General features: G+C 63.6%; 26 protein-coding genes. 8 read left to right on the forward strand and 18 right to left on the reverse strand.

What is annotated here, in order from left to right; translation table 11 throughout:
* Positions 1-85 precede the first annotated feature (85 nt).
* A complete protein-coding gene (locus FJ950_RS16970) occupies positions 86-454 on the reverse strand; it encodes a response regulator (protein WP_015315995.1) in 369 nt (122 codons plus the stop codon).
* Between the two features lie 247 nt (positions 455-701).
* Positions 702-1,331 (reverse strand): histidine phosphotransferase family protein, encoded by a 630-nt coding sequence (locus tag FJ950_RS16975; protein ID WP_015315996.1) that lies wholly within the window; start codon positions 1,329-1,331, stop codon positions 702-704.
* Between the two features lie 385 nt (positions 1,332-1,716).
* Here FJ950_RS16975 and FJ950_RS16980 point away from each other — a divergent pair, with 385 nt between their 5' ends.
* A complete protein-coding gene (locus FJ950_RS16980; protein ID WP_224530344.1) occupies positions 1,717-2,253 on the forward strand; it encodes an EipA family protein in 537 nt (178 codons plus the stop codon).
* 156 nt (positions 2,254-2,409) lie between these two features.
* A complete protein-coding gene (locus tag FJ950_RS16985) occupies positions 2,410-3,564 on the forward strand; it encodes a hypothetical protein (protein ID WP_140617638.1) in 1,155 nt (384 codons plus the stop codon).
* A gap of 46 nt (positions 3,565-3,610) precedes the next feature.
* On the opposite strand, the gene FJ950_RS16990 is transcribed toward FJ950_RS16985, so the two are convergent.
* The 5 genes from FJ950_RS16990 to FJ950_RS17010 all read right to left on the reverse strand — a co-directional run bounded on the left by FJ950_RS16990 (position 3,611) and on the right by FJ950_RS17010 (position 7,266).
* Entirely contained in the window at positions 3,611-4,405 is a 795-nt protein-coding gene (locus FJ950_RS16990; protein ID WP_140617639.1) for an RNA methyltransferase, read from the reverse strand.
* A 101-nt stretch (positions 4,406-4,506) separates the two neighbouring features.
* Positions 4,507-4,851, reverse strand: coding sequence for a metalloregulator ArsR/SmtB family transcription factor (locus tag FJ950_RS16995; RefSeq protein WP_140617849.1), 345 nt, complete (start codon positions 4,849-4,851; stop codon positions 4,507-4,509).
* A gap of 171 nt (positions 4,852-5,022) precedes the next feature.
* Positions 5,023-5,784 carry a HugZ family protein gene (locus FJ950_RS17000; protein ID WP_140617640.1) on the reverse strand — a complete coding sequence of 254 codons (762 nt, stop codon included), beginning with the start codon at positions 5,782-5,784 and terminating at the stop codon, positions 5,023-5,025.
* Positions 5,785-5,895: 111 nt separating this feature from the next.
* Positions 5,896-6,657 carry a 3-hydroxyacyl-CoA dehydrogenase gene (locus tag FJ950_RS17005; RefSeq protein WP_015316002.1) on the reverse strand — a complete coding sequence of 254 codons (762 nt, stop codon included), beginning with the start codon at positions 6,655-6,657 and terminating at the stop codon, positions 5,896-5,898.
* An 84-nt stretch (positions 6,658-6,741) separates the two neighbouring features.
* Positions 6,742-7,266, reverse strand: a complete 525-nt coding sequence (locus tag FJ950_RS17010; protein ID WP_015316003.1) for an N-acetyltransferase — start codon at positions 7,264-7,266, stop codon at positions 6,742-6,744.
* A 267-nt stretch (positions 7,267-7,533) separates the two neighbouring features.
* Here FJ950_RS17010 and FJ950_RS17015 point away from each other — a divergent pair, with 267 nt between their 5' ends.
* Positions 7,534-8,526 carry a glutathione S-transferase family protein gene (locus FJ950_RS17015; RefSeq protein ID WP_140617641.1) on the forward strand — a complete coding sequence of 331 codons (993 nt, stop codon included), beginning with the start codon at positions 7,534-7,536 and terminating at the stop codon, positions 8,524-8,526.
* On the opposite strand, the gene FJ950_RS17020 is transcribed toward FJ950_RS17015, so the two are convergent.
* Positions 8,527-9,024 (reverse strand): NUDIX domain-containing protein, encoded by a 498-nt coding sequence (locus tag FJ950_RS17020; protein WP_140617642.1) that lies wholly within the window; start codon positions 9,022-9,024, stop codon positions 8,527-8,529. It abuts the gene before it with no gap.
* A gap of 53 nt (positions 9,025-9,077) precedes the next feature.
* On the opposite strand from FJ950_RS17020, the gene FJ950_RS17025 reads away from it, so the two are divergent.
* Positions 9,078-10,007, forward strand: coding sequence for a metallophosphoesterase (locus tag FJ950_RS17025; protein WP_140617643.1), 930 nt, complete (start codon positions 9,078-9,080; stop codon positions 10,005-10,007).
* Here the strand turns inward: FJ950_RS17025 and FJ950_RS17030 are convergent.
* From FJ950_RS17030 to leuA, 4 genes are all read right to left on the reverse strand, one after another.
* A complete protein-coding gene (locus FJ950_RS17030; RefSeq protein ID WP_140617644.1) occupies positions 9,991-10,605 on the reverse strand; it encodes a hypothetical protein in 615 nt (204 codons plus the stop codon). The two genes, FJ950_RS17025 and FJ950_RS17030, sit on opposite strands and share 17 nt — an antisense overlap.
* Before the next feature lie 108 nt (positions 10,606-10,713).
* The gene (locus tag FJ950_RS17035) at positions 10,714-11,514 is read right to left on the reverse strand and encodes an alpha/beta fold hydrolase (RefSeq protein WP_140617645.1); all 801 of its coding nucleotides are present in this window, start codon (positions 11,512-11,514) and stop codon (positions 10,714-10,716) included.
* 238 nt (positions 11,515-11,752) lie between these two features.
* Positions 11,753-13,528, reverse strand: a complete 1,776-nt coding sequence (locus tag FJ950_RS17040) for a hypothetical protein (RefSeq protein ID WP_140617646.1) — start codon at positions 13,526-13,528, stop codon at positions 11,753-11,755.
* Between the two features lie 251 nt (positions 13,529-13,779).
* Positions 13,780-15,519, reverse strand: coding sequence for a 2-isopropylmalate synthase (gene leuA, locus FJ950_RS17045; RefSeq protein WP_140617647.1), 1,740 nt, complete (start codon positions 15,517-15,519; stop codon positions 13,780-13,782).
* Between the two features lie 401 nt (positions 15,520-15,920).
* Here leuA and FJ950_RS17055 point away from each other — a divergent pair, with 401 nt between their 5' ends.
* Positions 15,921-17,087, forward strand: coding sequence for an ATP-grasp domain-containing protein (locus FJ950_RS17055; protein WP_140617648.1), 1,167 nt, complete (start codon positions 15,921-15,923; stop codon positions 17,085-17,087).
* 3 nt (positions 17,088-17,090) lie between these two features.
* Positions 17,091-17,867 carry an alpha/beta hydrolase-fold protein gene (locus FJ950_RS17060; RefSeq protein ID WP_140617649.1) on the forward strand — a complete coding sequence of 259 codons (777 nt, stop codon included), beginning with the start codon at positions 17,091-17,093 and terminating at the stop codon, positions 17,865-17,867.
* Between the two features lie 39 nt (positions 17,868-17,906).
* On the opposite strand, the gene FJ950_RS17065 is transcribed toward FJ950_RS17060, so the two are convergent.
* Complete coding sequence (locus FJ950_RS17065) at positions 17,907-19,442, reverse strand: MFS transporter (RefSeq protein WP_140617650.1); 1,536 nt, start codon at positions 19,440-19,442, stop codon at positions 17,907-17,909.
* Between the two features lie 143 nt (positions 19,443-19,585).
* Here FJ950_RS17065 and FJ950_RS17070 point away from each other — a divergent pair, with 143 nt between their 5' ends.
* Entirely contained in the window at positions 19,586-20,473 is an 888-nt protein-coding gene (locus FJ950_RS17070; RefSeq protein ID WP_140617651.1) for a LysR family transcriptional regulator, read from the forward strand.
* 23 nt (positions 20,474-20,496) lie between these two features.
* On the opposite strand, the gene FJ950_RS17075 is transcribed toward FJ950_RS17070, so the two are convergent.
* From FJ950_RS17075 to FJ950_RS17090, 4 genes are all read right to left on the reverse strand, one after another.
* Positions 20,497-21,600, reverse strand: coding sequence for an AbrB family transcriptional regulator (locus tag FJ950_RS17075; RefSeq protein ID WP_140617652.1), 1,104 nt, complete (start codon positions 21,598-21,600; stop codon positions 20,497-20,499).
* Positions 21,601-21,680: 80 nt separating this feature from the next.
* A complete protein-coding gene (locus FJ950_RS17080; RefSeq protein WP_023770344.1) occupies positions 21,681-21,989 on the reverse strand; it encodes a putative quinol monooxygenase in 309 nt (102 codons plus the stop codon).
* A gap of 58 nt (positions 21,990-22,047) precedes the next feature.
* Positions 22,048-22,833 carry an SDR family oxidoreductase gene (locus FJ950_RS17085; RefSeq protein ID WP_140617653.1) on the reverse strand — a complete coding sequence of 262 codons (786 nt, stop codon included), beginning with the start codon at positions 22,831-22,833 and terminating at the stop codon, positions 22,048-22,050.
* A 69-nt stretch (positions 22,834-22,902) separates the two neighbouring features.
* Positions 22,903-23,340, reverse strand: a complete 438-nt coding sequence (locus tag FJ950_RS17090; protein WP_140617654.1) for a DsrE family protein — start codon at positions 23,338-23,340, stop codon at positions 22,903-22,905.
* Positions 23,341-23,441: 101 nt separating this feature from the next.
* Here FJ950_RS17090 and FJ950_RS17095 point away from each other — a divergent pair, with 101 nt between their 5' ends.
* Positions 23,442-24,539 carry a hypothetical protein gene (locus FJ950_RS17095; protein ID WP_140617655.1) on the forward strand — a complete coding sequence of 366 codons (1,098 nt, stop codon included), beginning with the start codon at positions 23,442-23,444 and terminating at the stop codon, positions 24,537-24,539.
* Positions 24,540-24,711: 172 nt separating this feature from the next.
* Here FJ950_RS17095 and FJ950_RS17100 read toward each other — a convergent pair whose 3' ends face one another.
* On the reverse strand, positions 24,712-25,659 hold the full coding sequence (locus tag FJ950_RS17100) for a cation diffusion facilitator family transporter (RefSeq protein WP_140617656.1): 948 nt from the start codon (positions 25,657-25,659) through the stop codon (positions 24,712-24,714).
* Positions 25,660-25,664 lie beyond the last annotated feature (5 nt).

Here is a 25,664-nt window from a genome sequence, read left to right on the forward strand (position 1 = left end):
GCCGGGTTTTTTGCATTGTGGAGCAATTATTTGTTTTTGTGCGACACGACAGACCACCGCGCGGTTTGCCTGGAACAGCTTCCGTTCAGGCAGCGATTTTCAAGGCGCGAAAACGTTCGAGCAGTTGCGGGCGATTGAAGGGCTTCAACAGATAGCCCTGGGCGCCGGCGCGCTTGGCTCGCATGATCGACGCGATATCGAGTTCGACCAGCGAGATCAGGATCTGCGGCCGGATCGGGCTTTCCATGGCGCGCACGCGCCGGATGAGGTCGACCGCCTGCATATCCGGCAAGGCGCCGTCGATGACGATGATGTCGGGCATGTCGGCGGCGCACATCTCCAGTGCGTCAAGCCCGCTGGCCGCCTCGATGACCATCATGTCGGAACCGCCCAGGATGCGTTTTGCAACCTTCCTGATGACGCTTGAATCGTCGACGAACATGCAGCGTTTCATTTCCGCGTCCTCTTTGCCCTTGGGCGATCCAGTCGTGCGGGGCATCTACGGTGCAGCCTAGACCGATCTGGTAAAGAAGCCGAAAAGCCGTTAGGTAAAATTTTTGCAAAGAAACCGTTCGGCGGGTTTTTCCTTGCGGATGCTTCGGTGTCGACGAGCGGGCAAAGATCATCGCGCCGCGATTGTGGCGTCAATGAAATATTTCAGACTGAAATACTTCGTTTGGTCGCGCTGCCGGCGCCGACTTTCAGGCCACTGAAAGAACGATTTCTTCAGGCGTCGCGTGGATCGAAATCGTCATGTTGGCCTCGCGGGCCAACAGCAGCGTGTAATAAGGTTGCACCGAATGCGCGTCGATCGGCTCTTCCGGCTTGTGGCCGGAATGCAGTTCGAGGAATTTCGGCGGCACACGCAGCATCGGCCCGCTTGCCGAAAGCGAAAAACGCGGCTCGGTTTCGAGATTCTCGAGCGTCACGACCAGCTTGCCGCCGCGCGGAATGGCGGCGTTGGCGACCAGCAGCAGGTTGAGCAGCAGCTTGACCTTGTTCTTGGGCAGCAGCGCACGGGTTCCATTCCAGACCAATTCCGGCTTTTCGTTCTTGAGGAAGGCGATGGCGACGGCCTCGGCATCTCCGGTGTCGATCATCATGCCCGCCGAGCCGGCCGCGCCAAAGGCGATGCGGGCGAACTGCAAACGCGCCGAAGCGTTTTTTGCACTCTGACGGATGAGCCGCATGGCGTCTTCGTCGGCGCCGCCCTCGTCGAGCAGTTCAAGCCCGTTGTTGATCGCGCCGACCGGCGAGATGATGTCGTGGCAGACGCGGCTGCATAAAAGTGCCGCCAGGTCGGGAGCGGTAAGGGTGAACAGATCGGCCATCGGCGAAATCCCTGCAAAATCTTCCATTTGACGGCCGAGCGATCGATCTTCGCGCCTGCCCACACGAATCACGCTTCAACCCAAGGCTTTCTGAATACACAGCGCCCGTGCGTGCAGCAACAAATCCAAAATTGCCGTCATGGCATATGGCGCGTTCACGCAGGCTGCGTGTCCGCTCGAGCGGCCAAGAGCCTTCGAACCGCCATCTTCATGTGGGAGTTTAATGGTTGAAAAAGGATTACGGCATAGTTTGCCCCTAACAGTCATCCTTAACGGCCGCCTAAAGAGCTGTACGGATGCGAGGCGTCGGCGAAAGTGCTTCATGACGGAGATTGGAAGCATGTTTTCCCGAATCTATGACCGGAGTTTTCTCCGTGTCCTCTCAATGGCGATCGCGCTCATGGGCGTTCTCGTCTTCTCGACATCGCCCCTGCGGGCGCAGGAGTACACCGCTCAGGAGATTGTCGATTCCGGCCACAAGTTCTTCGGCGCGACGTCGGGCGGGTTGGCCACCGTCGTGGAGAAGATTTTCGCCTCCTACGGTCTGCCCAATGGCTACCTGCTTGGGGAGGAGGGATCCGGTGCGCTGATCGGCGGCCTGACCTATGGCGAAGGCACGCTCTACACCAAGAATGCCGGCGATCACAAAGTGTTCTGGCAAGGCCCGTCGCTGGGCTGGGATTTCGGCGGCGAGGGGTCACGGGTGATGATGCTGGTCTACAATCTCGACGATGTCGGCAACCTCTACAATCGCTATGGCGGCGTCGCCGGTTCGGCCTATGTGGTGGCGGGTGTCGGCTTCAACGTGCTGAAGAACAACAATGTGCTGCTGGTGCCGATCCGTACCGGCGTCGGCGCCCGGCTCGGCGTCAATCTGGGCTACCTGAAGCTGACCGAGCGGGCGACCTGGAATCCGTTCTGATCCGGCCGATATGAGCGAATCACGGACGGTTCGACCGGATTCCTCAACCGACGACCCGAATGGGCCGCGGCAAGCCCTTGCCGCGGTGCCGGATTTCCGCCATGCCAAGATGGCACGGTCCAGCCTTCCAAGTTGTCGTCGATAACGGGTAGTCCTTTGGTTCAGTCGGTCCTGTTCTTTGCCCTCGGCTTTCTCTGTGCCGGCTTTCTGGCGCTGATGGTGGCTCCCGCCGTCTGGCGGCGTGCCATCGCACTGACCCGCAGGCGCATCGAGGCCTCCATTCCGCTGACGCAAGCCGAGATCCAGGCCGACAAGGACCGGATCCGGGCCGAATACGCCATGGCGACGCGGCGCCTCGAAATCAACGTCAAGACGCTGCGCGAGAAGGCGGCCGAACAACTCGTCGAGATCAATCGCGGCCGCGAGGCGCTGAAGGCGCTGGCGGTCGAGCGCACGGACAAGGACCACGCGCTCGCCGAACTCGGCGCCAAGAACGAAGCGCTTCGACAGCGCGAAGAGGAACTGCATCAGCTTTCGGAGCGGCTCAAGGAAACCGAACGAAAGCTGGAAAGGCGGGCGCTCGATCTCGAGAAGCTGGAGCACATGTATGACGACGCCAGTTTTGCCTCCAGCAGCCGCCAGATCGAACTCGTGGCCCGCGAATCCGAATTGCAGAAGCTTGCCAGCGATATCGTGCTGCTGCGCGGCCAGCGCAAGGAAGCGGATCGGCGCAGCCAGGAGATCGTGGCCGAAAGCAAGGCCGCGCGCGATGCCCTGAAGGCCGAGAAGAAAAGGGCCGCTGAACTCGACAAGAAGGTCCAGCGGCTGCTCGCAACGCTCGCCGACCGTGAGGACAAGCTTGATCGGCGGGAAAAGGAATTGGCGCGGTTGCGGGAAAAATCGAAAACCGAGGACGGCGCACCGGCCCTGCGGCTGGTCGGCAAGCCAGATGAGCCGGCCCGGCACGAGGAGGCCGGCAAGCGCGACGATTTGGACCGGGCGATTGCCAAGCTTGACGGCGACCGCGAACGGCTGGAGGCCAGGCTGACGGCGCTGGCGCGCGAGAACAAGCGCCTCAAGGCGGATCTCGGCGCCGCGGCATCGTCGGGTTTGACGAACGGCAATGGTGCCGCGCTGCGCGAGCAGATGAATGAGCTGGCGGCGGAGGTGGTCCACCTGACGGCCAAGCTCGAAGGCCCCGATTCACCAATCGCGAAGGCGCTCGCCGCGCCGCAGGACAATCGCTCTGCCGGCAACGACCGCAGCCTCGCCGATCGCGTGCGCGCCTTGCAGAAAGCAGAAGCCAACTGACGCCGTGCAGGCTGACGCTTTCGCCGTGTCCTGGCTCACATGATCGTCAGCGCGAGAAATGATGCAGGGCAATGGCCGAGGCGGCAGCGACGTTCAAGCTGTCGAAGCCCTTCGACATGGTGATCCGCACGGTTTGCAGGCGGGCAAGCAGGCTTTCGGGCAGGCCTTCGCCCTCGGTGCCGAGATAGAGTGCCAGCCGCTCGCCGCGCCGTGCATCGCGTATGTCGATCCGGCCGCGCGGTGACAATGCGAACTGGTCATAGCCCCGGCGGTCGAGCTCCGCGGTGAAGCCCGCAGTGTCGGTGAAGGACGCAAAAGGGAGCTTGAGCGCGGCGCCGACCGAAACCCGGATCGCCTTGCGGTACAGCGGATCACAGCATGTCCCGTCCATCAGCACCGCATCGGCGCCGAAAGCGGCGGCGTTGCGGAAGATCGAACCCATATTGTCGTGGTTGGCGATGCCGACAGGCACGACGATCAGGGCTTGAGCGGGCAAGGCATCCAGCAATGACCCGGCCGGATGCGGCGTCTCCTTGCGGCCGATGGCCAGGATGCCGCGGTGCATGTGGAATCCGGCAATCGCGTCCATCACCCCGCTGGCGACGACGTAGACCGGCAGATCCGCTTGCGCCTTGCGCAGCACCTGCTCCAGGCCGCCAAGCCGGTTTTCCAGGATCAGGATGGATTCGGCGGTGAAGCGGCTCGACGACAAAAGCAGGTCGAGCACCACTTTGCCCTCGGCGACGAAGCGGCCTTGCCGGCCCGCCAGATCGCGCTCGCGAATATCGAGATAGGCTGCGACGCGCGGATCGCGTGGATCGCCGATGCGAATTGGGTCCATGTCCCGCTCAACAATCGAAAGCGCGGTCCGTGCGCCGGGAAAGACACACCAACCGCGCTCCGGAAATCGTCAGCGAGGTAAACGACCGCGGCAGCGTCCGGTCAAGTCCCGGCGCGGCGCAACCTCTGCGCCATTTGGGACAGATCCTCCTTGCCGCCGCCGAAAATGCCTTCCAGCATGACGAGCAGTTCGCGCACGGCATCGGATTTGCAGGAATAGTAGATCATCTGGCGATCGCGGCGGGTGTCCACGAGGTCCAGCGCCCGCAACTTGGCCAAATGCTGCGAGAGGGCGGATTGGCTAAGCATCACCTTTTCGGCGATGGCGCCGACCGACATTTCGCCGTCGATCAGATAGCTCATGATCAACAGCCGTTTTTCGTTGCCCATCAGCATCAGAAATTCGGCAGCTGATTCGGCGTTGGCGATTAGCTTTGTCGAGACCATTGATGCCCCATGCTGTTTGCTCATCGAGGCGCCATGGGGGCAATGGCGCCTGAATCCATAAATTCACGTGTGAAGGTGCCGACGAGTCAGCACCACACCTAAAGCCTAGAACATTTCTTTCAAATCTCAAGCGTTGCTTTTGATCAAATGCAATTTAATCTCGCTTTGCGCCTAGGATGCCGCCTTGGCGGCCCTCGCCATTTCAACCAGAACGGGACGCAATTCCTGCGCAGTCGCCAGTGGTTGCGGAAAGAATACCCGGCAAACATCGTCCCCGGACACCAGATCCATGCCATCGGCGTCCAGCCCGGCGATGCTCCAGCCAGCACCTGGCGCCTTGGCAAAATGATGGGCGTAGTTGGCGATCGCGTCGAGATGGTCCGCATTCATGTGCTCGACGGCTGACTGTTCGCTCGCCGCGAGCTCTTCGACAATCGGCCCGGCGGTGACCAGATCGGCCCGGTCGAGCAGATAGGCCTTGCCGAAGCCGCCGTTGAGACTGGCGCCCTGCGGCTCAAGGCGAAAGATTGAGAAGTCGCCGAGCCCGGCATAGAGGCTCGCCTTGGGATTGCGGTTGAGATAGCGGCGCGCGGCGCGAGCTTGGGCCTGCGAGCCGCGCTCCAGCCGCGAGGCCTGGCAGGCCAGCGTCAGCCGCGGATGCGCCAGCGGATCGCCTTTGCCGGGCTCCCCGAGCAGAAGGGAACAGCGCGGATCGGCAAGCAGGGCCGACGTGTGCGCCGCGAGCATCGACACCAGGATGAGCGGTGCGCCGTCAATGTCGGTGGCGACGCCGACCCGGCTCGCCAGCGGCGCCCCGGTCCCCGGTTCCAGCACCGCCAGGGCGCCGAAACGGGCACTGCGCAGAAGCGTTTTCGCCAGGCGGATCGCCTCGGCGTCGGTCTCGCGGATGACACCCTTCTTTCGATCGTCCAAGGTTTCTCGCCCTGCCAAGTTGATTTCCTATTCCACTTGTCAGCCGATGATGCCGGACTTGGCAAGGGGAGGTGCCCGCGCAAACCGCTTCGCAGCTTGGGGCGACACGCCTTACTTCGGCGCCATGCGGATGGCGCCGTCGAGGCGGATGGTCTCGCCGTTCAGCATCTGGTTTTCGACGATGTGCAGGGCAAGCGCGGCATATTCGGATGGTTCGCCGAGGCGCGACGGGAAAGGCACGGCGGCGCCCAGCGAATCCTGCACCTCCTGCGGCATGCCGGCCATCATCGGCGTCTTGAAGATGCCGGGCGCGATGGTGCAGACCCGAATGCCGGATCGGGCGAGATCGCGCGCCACCGGCAGCGTCATGCCGACGACACCGCCCTTCGAAGCCGAATAGGCCGCCTGGCCGATCTGGCCGTCATAGGCGGCGACCGAAGCGGTGTTGACGATGACGCCGCGCTCGCCGCCCCGCAGCGGCTCGAGTTTCGCGGCGCGGTCGGCGACCAGGCGGATCATGTTGAACGTGCCGATCAGATTGACCTCGATCACCCTGCGGTACTGGTCGAGCGGATGCGGTCCATCCTTGCCGATCGTCTTCACGCCGATGGCGATGCCGGCGCAATTGACCAGGATGCGCGGCTCGCCCAGCTTGGCGGCAGCCTCGGCCAGGGCGGCGACGGCACTGTCGGCACTCGCGACGTCGCACTGGACGGCGATGCCGCCGATCTCGGCCGCGACCTTGGCCGCGCGCTCGATGCCGACATCGAAGATGGCAACGTTGGCTCCCTTGGCGGCAAGCGCACGAGCGGTTGCCTCGCCAAGGCCGGAGCCGCCGCCGGTCACGATTGCTATCTGGCCGCTGGGATTCATGGCGTCATCCTTCCCGTGAGAATGGGCTTGCTATCAAACAGGGACGGATCAGGCCCGGATTGAAAGGCCGGGTCAAGCCATCGCCTAGACGTGCTCGGCGGCCCTGGCCTGGCTGGCGTGACCGACCTCGCCGGAAAGCCTGGCAACCGCGCCGGGCGTGATCTCGTGCGACAAAAGGCGGTCGAGGTCGACAGGCCTAGGCATCGAAATCTGACCACGGGGGATGCGCTTGAAGCCGAGCGGCCCGTAATAAGGTTCGTCGCCAACCAGGATGACGGCCGGCGCGCCAGCCTTGGCGGCCGCCTCCAGCGCGATCGCTACCAGCCGGCGGCCGATGCCGAGGTTCTTGAAGGCCGGCCGTACCGCGAGTGGCCCAAGCATCAGCGCCCGGCCGGCCCCCGCCGCTATGCGGGTCATGCGCACCGAGGCGACGACGAGGTCGCCGTCGACCGCGACAAAGGACAGGGCGCGCTCGTGGCCGCCGGCCTCGCGGATCTTGTAGGCGGCCAGCACGAAACGGCCGGGGCCGAAGGCCTCGTCGTTAATGGCTTCGATTTGAGGGTCATGCGCCGGAGTTTCCGGCAGGTATTTCACGTCGGCAAGGCTCATGGTCTTTGCGTTCCGGTAGAGGAGGAAAGGTTGCTGCAAACGGCAGCATTCGCCAGTCAGCGCTTCATCAAGCGCGGGCGCCCTTTCGTCGTCGGTCAAACCGGATCAAAGCAAAGTCGAACATGCGGAGTGTCCGCTAGCATCAATTTTGCGCCGCCGCAATCGACCCGTTCGCTGGCACTACCGATTGACGATCTGTTCAGCCCTGGATGCTTTCCGCCTTGCCGCATCGCGCCCTACATGACGGGAAACCCGAAAGGACAATTCATGGGATTGCTCGTCCACGGCAAATGGCAGGATCGCTGGTACGACACGAAGAACAGTGGCGGCAAGTTCGTGCGGGCGCAGTCGCAATGGCGCGACTGGATCACGCACGACGGCAAACCCGCCGAAGGCCGCAGTCGCGGCTTCAAGGCGGAGCCCGGCCGCTATCACCTTTACATCTCACTCGCCTGTCCCTGGGCGCACCGGACGCTGATTTTTCGCACGCTGAAGAGGCTGGAAGGCATCATTTCCGTCTCGGTGGTTCACCATTTCATGGGCGCGGACGGTTGGACGTTTCTCGCCGAGGACGGCGCCACCGGCGACACGCTCTATGGTCTCGACTTCCTGCACCAGATCTACACCAAGGCCGATCCTGCCTATTCAGGCCGGGTGACGGTGCCGGTGCTGTGGGACAAGAAGGAACAGACGATCGTCTCCAACGAATCCTCCGAGATCATCCGGATGCTCAATTCGGCCTTCGACGAATGGGGGGACGCCAGCTTCGACTTCTACCCCGAGGCCTTGCGCGGCGAGATCGACGCGATCAACGGGCTGGTCTATCCCGCCGTCAACAATGGCGTCTATCGAGCCGGTTTCGCCACCACGCAAGCGGCCTATGAGGAGGCGTTCGGCACGCTGTTTTCGGCGCTCGATACTCTGGAACATCGCCTTTCCAGGCAGCGCTACCTAGTGGGTGATCGCATCACGGAGGCCGACTGGCGGCTGTTCACCACCCTGGTGCGCTTTGACCCGGTCTATGTCGGACACTTCAAGTGCAACCTGCGCCGCATCGCCGATTATCCGAACCTGTCGAACTATCTGCGCGACCTCTATAGCGTGCCTGGCGTCGCCGGGACCGTGAACCTGCGCCACATCAAGGCGCATTATTACGGCAGCCACGAGACCATCAACCCGACCCGGATCGTGCCGGTCGGGCCGGCGCTCGACTATGGCGCGCCGCATGATCGGGCGCGGTTTGGAAGGGCTGCTGCCTGACTACCAATAGGGCGATGCTGGGACGTTGGCGAAAATTTCGGCGATCCGCCGCAGCGTTGCCGGCGTCGTGCCCTCCGGCAGGCGACCGAGCGGGAAAAAGCCGGCCTCGGCGATTTCATGGTCTGGCAGTTTCGGTGCGGTGTGGCTGAAATGCTCGACGAGGTAGAAGCCGACATGGTCGCGCCGGCTGGCACGGCGGTTGAAATGCATCGATTTGAGAATCGGCGCGTCCGTGATCTGGATGTTGCCTTCCTCGTAAAGTTCGCGCGCCAGCGCTTCGGCCATCGTCTCGCCGACCTCGACGCCGCCGCCGGGAAGCTGCCAACCGGGCACATAGGTATGGCGGATGAGGAAGACGGAATTGGTGGCGGCATCGTGGATCAGGCCGCGCACACCGAGCGTCATTGGCCGCCGCAGCACGAAATAGAGATGGAACAGCCGCGCCCTCAAACCCGCCCAGCCGGTCTGGCGGAACGGAGCCTCCTCGTCGCTCGCCATCAGTAGCGAAACCGTGGGTGGAAAGGGGCGCGCACGTCGCCTATGAAGGAGGGATGTTCAGGCTCGCGCATATTTCCGATGTCCATCTGGGGCCGCTGCCCGATGTATCCTATCGCGATCTCGCCTCCAAGCGCGTGCTCGGTTATGTCAACTGGCAGCGCAACCGCCGCCGCCACATGCACGACGCCGTCATCGACGCCATCGTCGCCGATATCAAGGCGCAAAATCCGGACCATCTCGCCGTCACCGGCGACCTCGTCAACCTGGCCCTCGACGGTGAGATCGAGATGGCCAAACACTGGCTCGAGACGCTGGGGCCACCGCATGTGGTGTCGGTGGTGCCGGGAAACCATGACGCCTATGTGCCCGGCGCATTCGACAAGGTCTGCCGGTCGTGGGCGGCGTGGATGAGCGGCGACGGTGTCAACACGCCGGTCGACCGCAATGCCTTCCCCTATCTGCGCGTGCGCGGCAATATCGCGCTGATCGGGGTTTCGACGGCCCGCGCCACGGCGCCCTTCATGGCCAATGGTTTTTTCATGGAGGGGCAGGCGGCTCGGCTCGGCAAGATACTCGAGAGCACGGCGAAGCAAGGGCTGTTCCGCGCGATCATGATCCATCATCCGCCCCTGCGGGGCGCCGTCTCCCAGCACAAGCGGCTGTTCGGCATCGCCCGCTTCCACAAAATCGTCCGCCGCCATGGCGCGGAGCTTGTGCTGCACGGCCATTCGCATCTGCCGTCGCTGTTCCAGATTGGGCTTCGCGGTGCAAAGATCCCGGTCGTCGGGGTCGCCGCCGCCGGCCAGGCGCCGGGCGGCAATCACCCGGCAGCACAGTACAATCTGTTCGACATCGACGGCGAAAAGGGTAACTGGCGTATCCACCTGACGCGGCGCGGTCTGACCGGACCGTCAATACCGCCTTCCGATCTGCAGAGCCTGGAACTCGGGGTCGAGCCCGGCGAGGCTATGGCCGCCAGTTGAGAACCATGGCCGAGATGCGGTCCCACAGCAGCGCGGCCGACACCGCCAGACCAACCAGCGCGCCGGCGGCGACCAGCCCAAGCCCCGACAGGAAGGCCGACCAGCCCTTGCCTTGCGTCGATGCTCGCAGCGGTGGCTCGGCTTCCGCGACCTCGGCGCGTTTCATGCCGGCGACCGCCGGCTCGACGCCACCTTCCATCATCCTCTGGCGCTCGACGATGCGCTCGGCCACATAACGCGTCACGGAATCGGCGACCGGCTTCATCTCGGTCGACTCGGCAAGCACGACCCGGCCAATGCGTGTATCCTTGAGGAAGCGGTAGGTGCGACGGTCGCGTCCCATCGCGACATGGCTGACGGCGTCGATCCACAGGCGCGGCTGCAGCCCCGAGGAGACGACAAAGTCGAAATTGTCCATGTCGGCTGGAACATCGGCAAAGATGGGCGCGAGGTCCGCGGCCAGCAGGTCCAGGCGCATGCGGTGCGCCTCGCGCATGTCGACGACGACATCGTCGCGGTCAGCGAAGGCATTCTTCACATCACGGATGGCATCGGACAGTTTCTTTGACGGATCGATCTTCTCGCCTGCGTCCTTCATCGGCGTGGCCTCGCGGGTTTGGTTAACAGGCAGTTAACACAGCCGAAGGCAAAATGCACTCGCGAGATCAACATGGCAGAGCGCCCGCTCGGTGCCGCGCGGGACGTCTCAGCCGGTCGCAGCGAGTTTCGGGCGCAAGGGCCTGGCGCGGCGGTTCATGTTGCGCTGGATGATCGTGGCGACCAGATCGGGCGCCTCCTCGATCAGCATATGGCCAGCCTCCAGCACGTGGTGCACGTGAAATCGCGCGGGCAGACCATCCATTTGGGTAACGGGTAGCATCGGGTCATTGCTCCCCCATGCCACCATCACCGGCATGGTCAGTGTGTCCAACCGGTCGTGCGGGATGACGCCCTGCCGGTCGTCGCTGGTCATGGCGGCAGCAATCTCGATGAGTTGCTCCACCTGGCCGGGTCGCCCGCGCATGTCGCGAATGGTATCCACGGTGCGGTCGACGGGGCGCGTCAGCGGTCCCGACATCGCGCTTAGGCACGCCCGGATGTCGGAGGGGTCCCTTGCGGCGGCAAAGCGGCGCAACAGCGGGCCATTGATCTCGGGGCCGAAGCCGCCCGGCGCCAGAAGTGTCAGCGAGGCCACCCTCTCGGGTTCGGCCAGTGCCATCAGCGTCGCCACCGCGCCGCCCATCGAGTGGCCCACCAGATGAACGCGCTTCACCGATCGCGCGGCGAGATCGGTCAGGACGGCCCTTGCCGCCACCTTGGCCAGACCGGCGCCGGGGAAATCGAGCGACAGCCCGTGCCCCGGCAAGTCATAAGCGAGTGTGCGCACCGCAGGCGACAGCGACGGGATCACTTCGTGCCAGACACCGTGGCAGCCGCCAAAACCATGCAGCAGGGCGATGGCCTTCGAGCCAGCACCCTGTTCGGTGGCGTGAAGCGATGCGATCATTGAAATGTGAAAGCTTATTACGGGACGGGAAGATTACGGGACGGGAAGATGGGAATGCGGCTGGATTGCTCCTTGTCCAGCACGATGGCCAGTAAAATTTTCGCGACGACTGGCGTTTGCGCTCTCTCGACCTTGCGAAGTCGCCTGACAAAGCCGACAAATCCGTCGTATCGGGGGTTTGCCACCTACTTTCGGCGGCCAACAATTCGGTTGGTCCAAACAACCCGTTGGTGGGACGTCAGCTCGCGTTGCCGAGGCCCGCCGCGCGCAGGGCCCCAACCAGCCGCTCGGTCAGATCGGGCGGATATTTCCGGTCGATGAAGGTCGCGCGCGGATCGGCGGTGAATTTCGGAAATTTGGCGGTTAGCTCGTCGAGCAGCTTGCGCGCCAGATTGTCCTGGCCGGCGATCTTGGCACCGATCAGCCGGGCTGCAAGATAGTGCGATTTGGTTGCGGTTGTTCTCAAAGAGGAACTGGCGATGGCGGCCTTGTTCGTGTCGCCAAGCATGAGTTCGCCGGCGAAAAGTCCGAAATCCCACCATGTCGGATGACCGCTGGAGGCGTCCACCGCCTGGGCCAGGATCGGCGTCCCCTCGGCATACCTGCCAGCGAAAATCAACCCATAGCCGTAAGCTGCGGCCATGGCGAGATCGTAGGGATTGAGGTCATAGGCCTTGCGCATCCAGCGCAGCGCCTCGTCAGCGTTGCCAAGACGCGAATTGATGTAGCCGTAGGAGCGATGCGCATAAGGACTGGTCGGTCCCATTTGCACGGCGCGATGGGCAAATGTCATCGCCTTCTCGATCGTGGCATCCGGCGGATAGGCGTAGTGGTCGTTCACGGCCTCCAGGTGCAGCGAAGCGAGTTCCGAGTAGACCAGCGGTGACTTGGCGCCGCGTTCGGCGAGGGTTTCGAGGCAGCGATAGGCGGCCTCGTGGGTCCGGGCGTTCTGGTCGAGATAATATTTGTCGTTGAGCGTCAGGCATTGAGTGAGGACGGTCTGAATGCCGCTCTGTTCGATATAGCTGTAGATGGTGCCGGAAGCGGGAAGAGCGGACGTCAAGATGCCGGCTATACGGTTCTCGACGGCGGTCGGTGCGCTATCGGCGGCGGTCAGGTTGCGCGACAAAAGCACCCGTCCGGTCGCCACGCTCTGCAGTTCAATCGTGATTTCGCCCGTATCCGGCCCAGGCAGAATATCGAAGATGAAGCTTGTGGCATTGGTGGCCGGATCGGTCGTGGCGACCGCGTCGCGACCGATGAAGTCGATCGTATCGAAACCGCTCAGGCCGGCGCGCAGCGATGCGGCGACACGGCTGGCATCCGTGCCACTGGCCTTGACGGCGATGTAGACGAGCGGCAAGGCCTCGCTGGCGGGAGACGGCTCGATGCTGCCGGTGAGGCCTGCGGTCTCGAGCGTGGCCGCAAGGTCGCCGCCTGCCAGCAACGCACCGCTGCCCTGACGCAGGATCAGAACACCAAGCATGGCGATGACGACGGCGATCGCCATCCAGAAGAATCTGAGGTGACGTGCCACCGACGGCGCCGGCGCAACCATCGGTGCCAGTAAGGCAGGGGCCGCAATGGCACTCTCGGCAGTGCCGCGTTGCGCCGATGGAGCCGCCGCCGCTCCCGTCTGGATGGCGAGTTCGGCCGTCTCAGGCAAGCGGATCGCATTGAGCTCGTAGGCCGGGACATAGCCGCCGCGCGGAATGGCTATGCGGACAGGCTCGGCAACACCTTCATTGGCGAAATATTGCTGCAGCAAGTCGCGCAGCCGGCCGGCCTGAACCCGCACCACCGCATCGGTCGAAGGATCGAAATCGCCGTCCTTGCCGAAGACATCCATGGCGATGGAAAAGCCCTTGAGCCTGTCGGCTTCGCCTGCCTGTTCGCGCTCGACAAGATAACGCAACAGCTTGCGTGCCCGTTCGGATCTTCCGAACGTTTCGCTGGCAAGCAGTCGCTCCAATGTTTCGCGCACTGCGGGGGCGGCAGGCGTGGCATGCTGCAAGTGTCGATCCTCTCGAAGTCGGCACAGGTTAAGGCACGGATCATATAATGCCCGCACCGCCATACAAGTATACACCCATTATGCGATCGCGTACCCCACCGGATATTTTCCCGGTGGTTAATGAGCCGCGCGCGACAGGATAGCCAGGATGCCGGAGCAATCCTTATTGAATCCCATGGATGCCAAGACCTTGTTCAGGCCCGAAGGATGGCGGCGCGAGAGCCAATCCCGGCTCTCGCGCCGACGGTAAACTATCGCGCGTTGCGGCCGACGATACGATTGGCCGCTGACGTTACCGCTTCCAGTGAGGCAGCGACGATGTTGGTGTTGATGCCGGCGCCGAACAGCTTGCCGCCGGGATATTCCATCTCGACATAGGAGATAGCCGACGCATTCGAGCCGCGCTGCATCGAATGCTCGGAATAATCGAGCACCGACATCTCGACGCCGACATGGCGTGACAGCGCATCGACGAAGCCGTCGATCGGGCCGGTGCCGGTGCCTGATATCGTCACTTCCTTGCCGTCGTCGAGGATGACCGCCTCGACCACGCGCCGGCCCTTCACCTCGGTGGCCGGATAAGTGTGATGATCGAGGAATTTCAGGCGGGCGCCAGGCTGGTCGACATAGGTTTCGAGGAAGCGGTCATGAATACGCTTGGCCGGCACTTCCTTGCCTTCGGCGTCGGTGATCGCCTGGATAGCCTGACTGAATTCGATCTGCAGGTTGCGCGGCAAATTGAGGCCGTAATCGGCCTGCAGCACATAGGCAATGCCGCCCTTGCCCGACTGCGAGTTGATGCGGATGATGGCCTCATAGCTGCGGCCGACATCGGCCGGATCGATTGGCAGGTATGGCACTTCCCAGTGTGGCGTGTTGGCCTTCTTCAAGGCCTTCATGCCCTTGTTGATGGCGTCCTGGTGCGAGCCGGAAAAAGCAGTGTAGACGAGTTCGCCAACATAGGGGTGGCGCTCGGGAATCTTCAGCTGGTTCGAATATTCGTAGACATCTTTCATCCGGTTGATGTCGGAGCAGTCGATGCCCGGATCGACGCCTTGCGTGTACATGTTGAGCGCCAAGGTGACGATGTCGACATTGCCGGTGCGCTCGCCATTGCCGAACAGCGTGCCCTCGACGCGGTCGGCGCCAGCCATCAAGCCGAGTTCGGTGGTGGCGATGCCGGTGCCACGATCATTGTGCGGATGCAGCGAGATGATCAGGTTTTCGCGGTTGTCGAGATTGCGGCACATCCACTCGATGCGGTCGGCATAGATGTTGGGCGTCGACATCTCGACCGTCGACGGCAGGTTGACGATCAGCTTGTTGTCGGGTGTTGGCCTGACGATCTCGGTGACGGCGTTGCAGATCTCCAGAGCGACCTCGAGTTCGGTGCCGGTGAAGCTCTCCGGCGAATATTCGAAGCGATAGCCGCCGCCGGCCTTGGCAGCCATGTCGGTGATCATCTTGGCCGCGTCGGTCGCGATACGCTTGATGCCGCCGACATCTTTCTCGAAGACGACGCGACGCTGCAACTCGCTGGTCGAGTTGTAGAAATGCACGATCGGGTTGGTGGCGCCCTTCAGCGCCTCGAAGGTGCGGCTGATCAGTTCAGGCCGGCACTGCACCAGCACCTGCAACGACACATCGGCCGGCACGTTGCCTTGCTCGATGCACCAGCGCGCGAAGTCGAAATCGGTCTGCGAAGCCGAGGGGAAGCCGATCTCGATTTCCTTGAAGCCCATGTCGAGCAGCAGGCCGAACATGCGCGCCTTGCGCTCGTGGCCCATCGGATCGATCAGCGCCTGGTTGCCGTCGCGCAGGTCGACCGAGCACCAGATCGGCGCCTTGTCGATCACCTTCGAGGGCCAGGTCCGGTCGGTGAGGCCGACGGTCGGGTAGGGTTGATATTTGCGGGCTGCGTCCGGCATGCCCCGGCCAACTTGCTTGCCGGTCGCGGCCTCGCTGGCGCGGATGTCTTCTCGTGCGTTCATCGTTGTTTCTCCCGGCGGCTGGCGGGTCCACCTTTCAGGCGGATGTGGAGCCAAGCGGCGCCTTTACCAGAATTTCGTTCGCTTGATATGATTTGCCAAGGAGCATTTGCTTGCGCGGCGGTTCGACCGCCGGGCGCTCCTTCAGCGAACCCGGCGATCGCCGATAAGGCCGAGAAGAAGCAGGGTCGAGGCAAGCGCGCGCACGGTCTCGCCGGCAAAGCCGGTCTGACGGGAAGCGGTGGTGGGGCGCGTGTTCATGGCCGCTCTCATACAGGAGCGGCCTGTTGGAGGCAAGCGGGCCGGCCCCCGTCGAATTTTATCTTAACGCGGATGCTCTTCCCCGCGCGCCGCAAATGCGCCAGACTTGGCTTCCGGCGGGGTGCCGTCGGCAGGGGGCGTTCATGAATTTCGTGTTCTTCTCGCCGCATTTTCCCGCCAATGGCGCCGATTTCTGCGACCGGCTGAAGAAGGCCGGCGCGACCGTGCTCGGCATTGGCGATGCGCCCTATGATGCGCTCGACGGCAAGCTGAAGCAGGCGCTTTCGGAATACTACCGCGTCGCCGACATGGAGGATTACGAGCCGGTGTTCCGGGCGATAGGTCATTTCATCCACAAATGGGGCCGCATCGACCGGTTCGAATCGCTCAACGAGCACTGGCTGGAGCTGGAAGCCAACATCCGCACCGACTTCAACATCTACGGCACCAAGCTCGATTTCGTGAAGAATCTGAAGCGCAAGAGCCGCATGCGCGCCTTCTTCCGCAAGAGCGGTGTCGAGACGATCGCGCAGCGCAAATGCTCCGACCGGGCCGGCGCTATGACCTTCATCCGCCGCGTCGGCTACCCCGTGGTGGTGAAGCCGGATTCGGGCTCCGGCGCTTCGAACACGTTCAAGATCTCCAATCCGAAAGAGCTCGACCAGTTCTTCCGGGACAAGCCGGAGGACGTGACCTTCGTCATGGAGCAGTTCATCGAAGGGCTGGTTGTGACCTATGACGGATTGATCAACCGCGACGGCGAGGTGGTGCTGGCGGCCAGCCATCGCTACGACCAGAGCGTCATGGACGTGGTCAACAAGGACCGCCACATGAGCTACACCTGCTTTCCCCGGATCAGGCCTGCCGTCGAGGAGGCCGGCCGCAAGATCCTGAAAGCATTCGACGTGCGCGAGCGCTTTTTCCACATCGAACTGTTCGAGACCAGGGACGACCGCATCATCGCGCTGGAGGTCAACATGCGGCCGCCCGGCGCCTGGATGACCGACGCGATCAACTACACGTTCGACATCGATGTCTACGCGGCATGGGCGGACATGGTGGTCAAGGATGCCGTCGGCGGCCCCTATGAGGGCAAGTATTTCACCGCCTATGCCAGCCGCAAGCGCCACCTCGACTATTTGCACAGCCATGCGGACGTGCTAGCCGCCCACCGCGACAAGATCGTCCATCATCAGCCGATAGAAGAGGTTTTCAGCCGGGCCATGGGAAATTACGCCTACCAGATGCGCTCGAAGGATCAGGCTGATCTGCGCGAGGCGGTGGCCTATATCCACGCCGAAAAGGCTTGAGGCATGGACATTTCCTATCACAAGGTCTTCGCCCGCAATCTCGGCCGCGACATGGAGTACAAGCGCTACGGGCATGCCGGCCGGCCGGTCGTGGTGTTCCCGACCTCGCAGGGCCGGTTCTACCAGCTCGAGGATTCCGGCGGAGTGGGGGCGCTCGCCGAGTTCATCGATACCGGCCGCATCCAGCTGTTCACCGTCGACGGCATCGATACAGAATCCTTCTTCGCCAGGGATGTCGATACCGCGCATCGCATCGAGCGGCACGAGGCCTATTTCCGCTATCTGCGCGAGGAGGCGCTGCCGGAATTTCTGGAAACCGCCGCGCAAGCCAATGGCGGACGGCGGTTGAAGCCGCTGTTCTCGGGCTGTTCGATGGGCGGCTACCATTCCTCGAACTTCGTCTTCCGGTTTCCCGAGCTCGCCAGCGGCGTCATCTCGCTGTCGGGTGTCTATTCGGCCCGCGATTTCTTCGGCAAGGCGCTCGACGGCGACATCTTCTACAATTCGCCGCTCGATTATCTGCCAGGGATCGTCGACCCGAAACTGCTGGCGCGGCTGAAAGCGCTCAGGCTGATCTTCTGCTGCGGACAGGGCGCATGGGAAGAGCGCATGCTGGTCGAGACCCGCCAGCTGGAACAGATCCTGCGCGACAAATCCATTCCGGCCTGGGTCGATTATTGGGGCGGCGACGTCAGCCATGACTGGCCGTGGTGGCACAAGCAGCTGGCTTATTTCTTCGGCCGCTGGCTGGATGACGATCTGATGCACAGGCTGGACTAAGGTGCATTGATATTCAGCCGGCCTGCGAATGGCTGACGCCTACCCTTCCTGGCAGGCCGGCAGGGATACGGTCTGGTGCTCCGCCGCGGATCCGCGGCGCAGGCCGAGAAAGACGACGAGGGCGGTGACGATGGTGATTGCCGCCAGCACGATCAGTAGCCTGTCGAACGCCGTTTCGTAGGCCTCGACCAGCACGGCGGCGCCGGCCGCCGGCAAACGGTGCACGGTTCCACCGAGATTGCCGATCACCAGCAATTGCGCCGCGGCGGCCGCGTCGCTGGAAGGCGCAGCGCCCCGAGCGGCGAGTTGCGCGGCGGTGAAGCCTGACAGCGTCGCCATGACGATGGCCAGCGCCACACCTTCGCAAGCGACACGGGTGGTGTTGAAGATGCCGACCGCCATCCCGGCCCGCTCCGTCGGCACGACGCTGACGGCGAGCCCGTCCATCAACCCCCAAGGCAAGGCGATGCCGACGCCGATCAGAATCAGTGGCGCGACCAGCGCAACCTCAACCGGTGGCGTCAGGCTCAGCCAGATCAGGCCGGCCCCCGCGACGAGCAGGCCGACGCCGCAGATCGTGGCCGGAGCAATCCAGCGCGCCAGCTGGCCGGCGAGCAAGGGCAGGAACAGCAACGGTCCGGAGAGGCAGATCATCAATTGCCCGGCCTTGATCTCGCTCATCCCCTCGATGCCGATGAAGCGGATCGGTAAAAGTACGAGCAGGACGACGAAGCCATAGGCGGGCGCCGCCGCAAGAAACTGGACGCCGACGAAGCGAGGAAAGCGAAACAGGGTGAGATCGAGCATCGGCCGGCGCACGCGCCGCTCGGCGACGACAAACAGCACAAAGCAAAGGACGGCGACGCCGAGAAGCGTTGCCACCAGCGGGTCGGTCCAGCCGCTCTGGGGTGCCTGGAGCACGCCATAGGTCAGCGAGGCCAGCGCGAAGGTGAACGTGGCGGCGCCCGCCCAGTCGAGGCCGGAAGCATCCGGATCACGCGATTCCCTGATGGTGCGCAGGCCGAGGGTTGCCGAGCCAGCCGCGAGCGCCATCACCAGAACAAAGATCGACCGCCAGCCGAAGGCGGCGATGAGCAGGCCGGAGGCGATCGGGCCGAAGGCCAGCCCGATGCCGAAACTGGTGCCGAGGAAGGAGAAGGCGCGCAGCCGCGATGGTCCCTCGAATTCCTGGGCAAGTGCGGAGGCGCCGCCGGCGAAGGCCAAGGCACTGCCGAGCCCTTGCGCGGCCCTGAAGATGTCGAACCAGGCGATGTCGGACGCCAGCATCGCGCCGAGCGAAGCGAATATGTAGAGGGCAAGACCGACGAGGAAGATCCGCTTGCGGCCATGATTATCGGCCAGCGCTCCGGCCGCCATCAGGCTGGCGGCGAAGGTCAGCATAAAGGCGTTGGTCACCCAGTTGAGCGTGATCGGGCTGCCGCCGAGATCGGCCGCGATGCGGGAGAGCGCGACGGCCGGGCCGGTGAAGGTCAGAGGCATCGTCATCGCGGCAAGGCATACCGACAAGAGCACGAGCCATCGCCCGGCCGGGCCGGTGGTGGTCTTCAAGGTCATGGGTTTTTCCTATCTGAGCGGTCTGCGCCGGCGCGCAACCGCGGCGCCGATCATGCGGACCAAGATAGGTCAGAGACAGATCAGGAATAATAGTATTAAATATCCTGACATAACGGACTGAAACGCTCGAATGGAGCAGCATGATGGATCGCCTCAGCGGCCTTCTGGCTTTCGCCCGCACCGCCGAGTTCGGCAGCTTCGTCGCCGCCGGCCGGGCGCTCGGCATCTCCGCTTCAGCGGTCGGCAAAAGCGTCGCGCGGCTCGAACAGGAACTCGGCGTGCGGCTGCTGCAGCGCTCCACGCGACGAATCGGCCTGACGGAGGAGGGCAAGCTGTTCAACGAGCGCGTGCGGCGCATCCTCGACGACATCGACGATGCCGAGGCGATGCTGTCGCGGACAAGGGAGACGCCGCGTGGGCGGTTGCGCGTCTCCACCCCGATCGTCACCTACCATCTTTTGCTGCCGGTGCTGTCGGAGTTCATGGCCCGCTATCCCGAGATCGAGCTCGATGTCGATTTCAACGACCGGATCGTCGACGTCATCGAGGAAGGCATCGACGTCGCCATCCGCAGCGGCGAGCTGCCTGATTCACGATTGGTGTCCAGACCCATTGCGCCCTTCCGCATGCTGCTGTGCGCGGCTCCCTCCTACCTCGATCGCCATGGCACTCCCGGTGTGCCGGCGGATCTCATCAGGCATTTCGGCATAAACTTCCGCTATCTCAACAGCGGCAGGCTGCTGGACTGGCCGTTCATTACCGGGAGCGCCCAACCGCTGATCCGTTCAATGTTGACCTGCAACAACATGGAAGCTTTGAAAGGCGCCACGATCGCCGGACTCGGCATCGCCTGCATGCCCGATTTCCTGGTGCGGGACGCGTTGCGCGAGGACCGGCTGCGCACCGTGCTCGACGATCATGTCGACGGCCGTGGCCAGTTCCGGATGCTATGGCCCTCCAATCGCCATCTGTCGCCAAAGGTGCGCGTCTTCGTCGATTTCCTGCCCGAACGCCTGGCAGCCGCGCGATAGCGGTGCCCTGGTGGCAGCCCTCATCATTCCCTGATGCTTCTGGCTACCAGCCGGGCAATGCTCGGGCCGACAAGCAGCACGATCAGGAAGCGCGCCGACTGCAGGGCCATGACAAAGGAGATGTCGACGTTCTGCGCGGCGGCGGCGATGATGGCGACGCTGTCCATGCCGCCAGGGCTGGTCGCCAGATAGGCGGTCAGCGGGTCGACGCCGGCGAGCCGGCTGATGAGGAAGGCAAGGCCGCCGCAAAACGCGATCAGCGCGATGATCGAAGCGATGATCTGCGGCAAAGCGCGTGCCGCGTGGCGCAGGATCGGCCTGGTGAAGTTCAGGCCGATCGCCCAGCCGACCATCGCGTAACTGACCGCCAGCAGCCATTGCGGCAATTGCATCGGCACCCCGAGGCCGAGATGGATGACTGTGCCGAAGATGAAGCTGCCGAGGAAGAAGGGCGAAGGCAGCCGGCAAAGCCTGCCCGCGAGGCCGCCGATGAGCGCCATGCCGATGGTGGCGGCGAAGGGTTGCGGATCGATCTCGGGGAACCAGATAACGGGCGGGACCTCGATGCCCGAGGTGTCGACCCACATCTTGGCGACGAGGGCTGCCGTCATCGAGACGAAGATGACGCGCAGATACTGCATGAAGGCGACAAGGCGCTGGTCGGCGCCAAAGGCGCCGGCCATCAGCACCATGGCGGTGGCGGCCCCCGGCGAAGAACCCCAGACGGCGGTGGTGCCCGGCAGGATGCGCCAGCGGCTGATCAGCCAGCCAAGCAGGCTCGAGGCCGCGACGGTGGCGATCACCACGCCGAGGAACAGCGGCCATTCCTTGTAGAAGACCGGGAAGATATCGGCCGAGATCGAAGCCGCGACGAGGCAGCCGACGACAGCCTGGGCGGCGCCGAACAGAAGCCGCGGCACACGCACCGCGGCACCGTTGGTGCCGGCGACGATGGCCGCCAGCATCGGTCCGATCAGCAGCGCCGCCGGCAAAGCGGCGAGTTCCAGCGCGCCGGCGAAGAGCGCGGAGATGACCAGCAGGATGAGCCACTGCCAAGGCTTGCTCAGCCGCGTCATGCGCTCGATGGCGGGTTGGTCGGAAGATGGCTGCTCGGCCTCGGAATCCATGTTCTGGTCTTAACCCCAGACGCGAAAAATGCGAACGCAAGTGCGCCTGAAAAAGCACGTTTCCGCCTCGGGCGCCCGCCTTAGCCCGTTTTGGCTTCAGCCAAGCCGAAGCCGCCCACCGGATGCGTTTCCACCTGGAATTCGAAGCCGCCGATGAAGGGGCGCGCCTTGGCGATCGCCGCCTGGACTTCGGGAAGCTGCAGCGAGGCCTTGTGGCTCGCCTGATCGGTCCACACCTCGGTCACCCAGATCGCGTCGGCATCGGCCGGATCGGTGGCGATGATATAGCTCAGGCAGCCGGGCAGGGCGCCAGTGCTCTCACGCAGCACGGTCATGACTGCGTCGCGTTGGCCACGCGCCGCCCGCATCTTGCCGATCAGTCCATACATGTCCTCGTCTCCCCCTGGGTTGGCGCGAAAGGAGTGTGTCCAGTATGCCGGTCGCCGGTCAAGGCATCAACTGGCCGCCATTGACTTCGATCACCTGGCCGGTGACGTAGCCGCTCAACAGGTCCGATGAGAGGAACAGATAGGCGCCGACGCAATCTTGCGCCGTGCCGGCACGGCCCTGCGGGATGGTGGCGACCATGCCCTTCATCTGCTCGTCGGTCGAATAGCGTTCGTGGAAGGGGGTGAGGATGGTGCCCGGCGCCACGGCGTTGACGCGGATGCCGAAGCCGATCAGTTCCTTGGCCATGCCGCGCGTCACGTTGGAGACGAAGGCCTTGGCCGAGCCGTAAAGGCCGGCGCCGCCGCCCGCCCCGTTGCGCGCGGCGATCGACGAGGTGTTGACGATGAAGCCGCCCGGTTTTTTCAGCCACGGGATCGCCTTGCGCGAGGCGGTCAGCACCGAGCGTGCGTTGAGGTCCATCACCGCGTCGTAATGCGCCTCGGTCTGCTCGGCGTAGGGCACGCGGCCAAGCATGCCGCCGGCATTGTTGACCAGCCCGTCCAGCCGGCCGAAATGCCGCGCGCTGTCCTCGACGACGCGTTCGACATCGGCGGTGACAGAAAAGTCGCCCTGGACGAGGAAGACCTCACCGCCGCCGCCGCGAATGGTCTGGCCGAGTTTCTCGGCGGCGTCGCGGCTGGAATTGTAGTGCAGCGCCACCTTGCATTTCTGCTCGGCATAGGCGAGCGCGAGCGCCGCGCCGATGCCGGTCGAGGCGCCGGTGACCAGCACCGCCTTGCCGGCGAGGTCGGGGATGACAAGACCAAGGGCTGTCTCTGGCACTGCTGTTCCTCCGGGGGATCCAAGTTTCTTGGCGGGTGTTGCCACCCTTGCATTCAAGTCAGTGCCGCTTCAAGGCCTGAGATAGACATAGCCCTGGCTTTGCAGTTCGGCGAGCTTGACGACGCCACCCCTGTCGGCGGCATGGAAGCCGTCGAGCAAATCGGCGAGCGTAATATCCATGCCGTGCATGGTGTTGCCGCAGGCATGCGGGTCGAGCCCTTGCTGGACAAGACCGGTAAAGCGCCCCGAAACCGCCGCCGATATGCCCTTCGACTTGAAGCCGGCAAGCGCCGGACCATGCACGACCAGCGCGATATCGACGTTGCCGCCCGTGCCCTCATAGTGGTTCTTGATGTTGCCGAGCACGAAATTGACCTTGTCGAGGTCGCTGAGGTGATAGGCGACCTTCAGCCTGGCAGGCTCGGTGGTTGCCGCCTGCACCGCCCGCAGGCCTAGAAGCGTCCCGGCTCCGGCGAGAGCCGCGTGGAACATGTCACGTCGGCGCATGGCGTGCCTCCCTGGCTTGCCGGCTCAGCGCGATTTGCGTGGCCGCGGCCGCAATACTAGCATAAATTGACGTTACGTCCTGTCGATGCGGAGAGGGGCACATGGCGTTCAGGGAATGGAAGACGGTTGCCAGCGCCGGATTTGGCGCCGCACTGCTTGGCGGACTTGTGGGTTCTGCTTTTGCCGACAATGCGCTCAAACTCACCGAACTCAGCCCCAACGGGGCGGACGCCTGTTTCGGCCGGGTCTATGACGCGGCGCACCTCAAGGCGCGTCCGAAGCAGAAGGTGACGCGGATTTTCTTCTACTACGGCCGTGATCCGGTCAGCCGTCCGAATGAGGAACCGAACGCGAATTCCGATACTTCCTACAATGGGTTCCTCACCACCACGGTGCGTGGCGCCAAGGCGCCGGAATGGGCCGGAGGCTGGTGCAATCACGAGTCCGAAGATGGCAAATCGGGCCCGATCCGTTGCGGCATGGACTGCGACCGTACCCTGGCGTCGCTGAAGGTCGACGGCAAGGGCCGGCTGATCCTGTCGGACCTGTCGTCCGACATCTACCTCGACGCCGGTTCGGAAGAAGAACTCGGCGCGGCTGAATACGACAGGCAGGCGCTTGGCAAGGAAGACGACAATTTCCGCCTCGATCCGATGCCGGCGGCGACCTGCAAGGCGGAATTCGCCCGCATCGATCCGATCGACCCGGCGCTCGGGCCGCCGCTGCGCGAGCGGCTCAAACCCGACCAGGCCTTCTGCTACGGGCGCGACTATGACGCTGCGCATATGAGTTCGCATCCCGAGCAGCTGACGCAGTCGATCCGGGTGTTTCGAGGACCGGTGGAACTGGCGTCCTTCGCCTCGGGAGGCGACGCCGCGAGCTGGCCCGACGGCGCCGACATCGTGGTCTCGGTCACGACGCGGCAGAAGGGAGCCAAGGTCACGCAGACTTATTCATGCCAGGGCGAGGCCGATCAATGGCGTTGTGCCGCGAGTTCGAAGACGAGCAATTTCTCCTGCGACATCGCGCAAAAGGAAATCTTCCTCAAGCGTGGTGCCAACGGCGCCATCACGCTTGCCAACCCCAACAGCAGCCTGGCGGTCGTCGACCTGTGCTCGAAGGCGGCCGACGGCAAGACGATGTCCGACGACAAGGTCTATCGGCTGGAGCCAATGCCACAATCCGCCTGCGCGCCGTAACCAGCGTTTCGTCATCCTTGGGTCGCCGCTACGGAGCTGCGCTCCTGCTTCGCCCAAGGATGACGAAGTCGAGAAACTCCGGTTAGCTCTTTGTTTTTACGCAATTCCGGACGGAAAGCCGCTCACGCTTTTCTTGGAATTGCTCTTCCAAGGTCAGCGACAGTGACCCGCCTCAGGCGAACGGCACCGCGGTCGTGCCCTTGGGCAGCTTGGCTTCGTCGTCGGGCTCGACATGGATGGTCACCCGCACCGAGGGGAGTTCGGCCTTCAGCGCGTCTTCGATGCGATCGCAGATGACATGGCTGGCGCCGACCGACATGTCGGCGTCTACGACCAGATGGAACTCGATGAAGGTGGCGCGGCCGGCGATGCGGGTCTTGAGGTCGTGCACCTCCATGGCGCCCTTGCAATTGGCCGAGATGATGTCGCGGATGCGCATGTGCTCCGCCGTGTCGACGGCCCGGTCCATCAGGCCGTTCATCGACGAGCCGATGACATGCCAGCCCTGCCACAGGATGTTGAGCGCGACGATGACGGCCAATGCCGGGTCGAGGATCTGCCAGCCGGTCAGGATCGCTCCGACGAGGCCGCCGAAGACGCCGACCGACGTCACCACATCGGTCATGATGTGATTGCCGTCAGCGACCAGCGCCGGCGATTTCTCCGCCCGGCCCGTGCGGATCAGCATCCAGGCCCAGAAGGCGTTGATGACGGTGGCGACGCCGTTGACGGCAAGGCCTTTCCAAGGCTGTTCGAGCGGCGCCGGGGCCTGCCAGGAGCGCCAGACTTCGTTCAGAATCAAAAGCGCGGCGAGCACGATCAGCACGCCTTCCAGCACGGCGGAGAAATATTCGGCCTTGTGATGGCCGAAGGGGTGATCCTGGTCGGCCGGCTTGTGGCTGACCTGGATCGCCCAGAAAGCGGCAATCGACGCGATGACGTTGACGATCGATTCCAGCGCGTCCGAATAGAGCGCGACGGAGCCGGTCACGTACCAGGCGGCGGCTTTCAGCGCGAGCACGACAAAAGCGACCACGATCGACCAGAAGGCAAGGTTGGCGACCTTGCGCTTCGCGGCCGCCCTGGCTGCGATCGCCATCGTGTTCTCGGCTTCGGCCATTGGCG

It is taken from the genome of Mesorhizobium sp. B2-3-14, from assembly GCF_006442175.1.
Taxonomy (GTDB): Bacteria; Pseudomonadota; Alphaproteobacteria; order Rhizobiales; family Rhizobiaceae; genus Mesorhizobium; species Mesorhizobium australicum.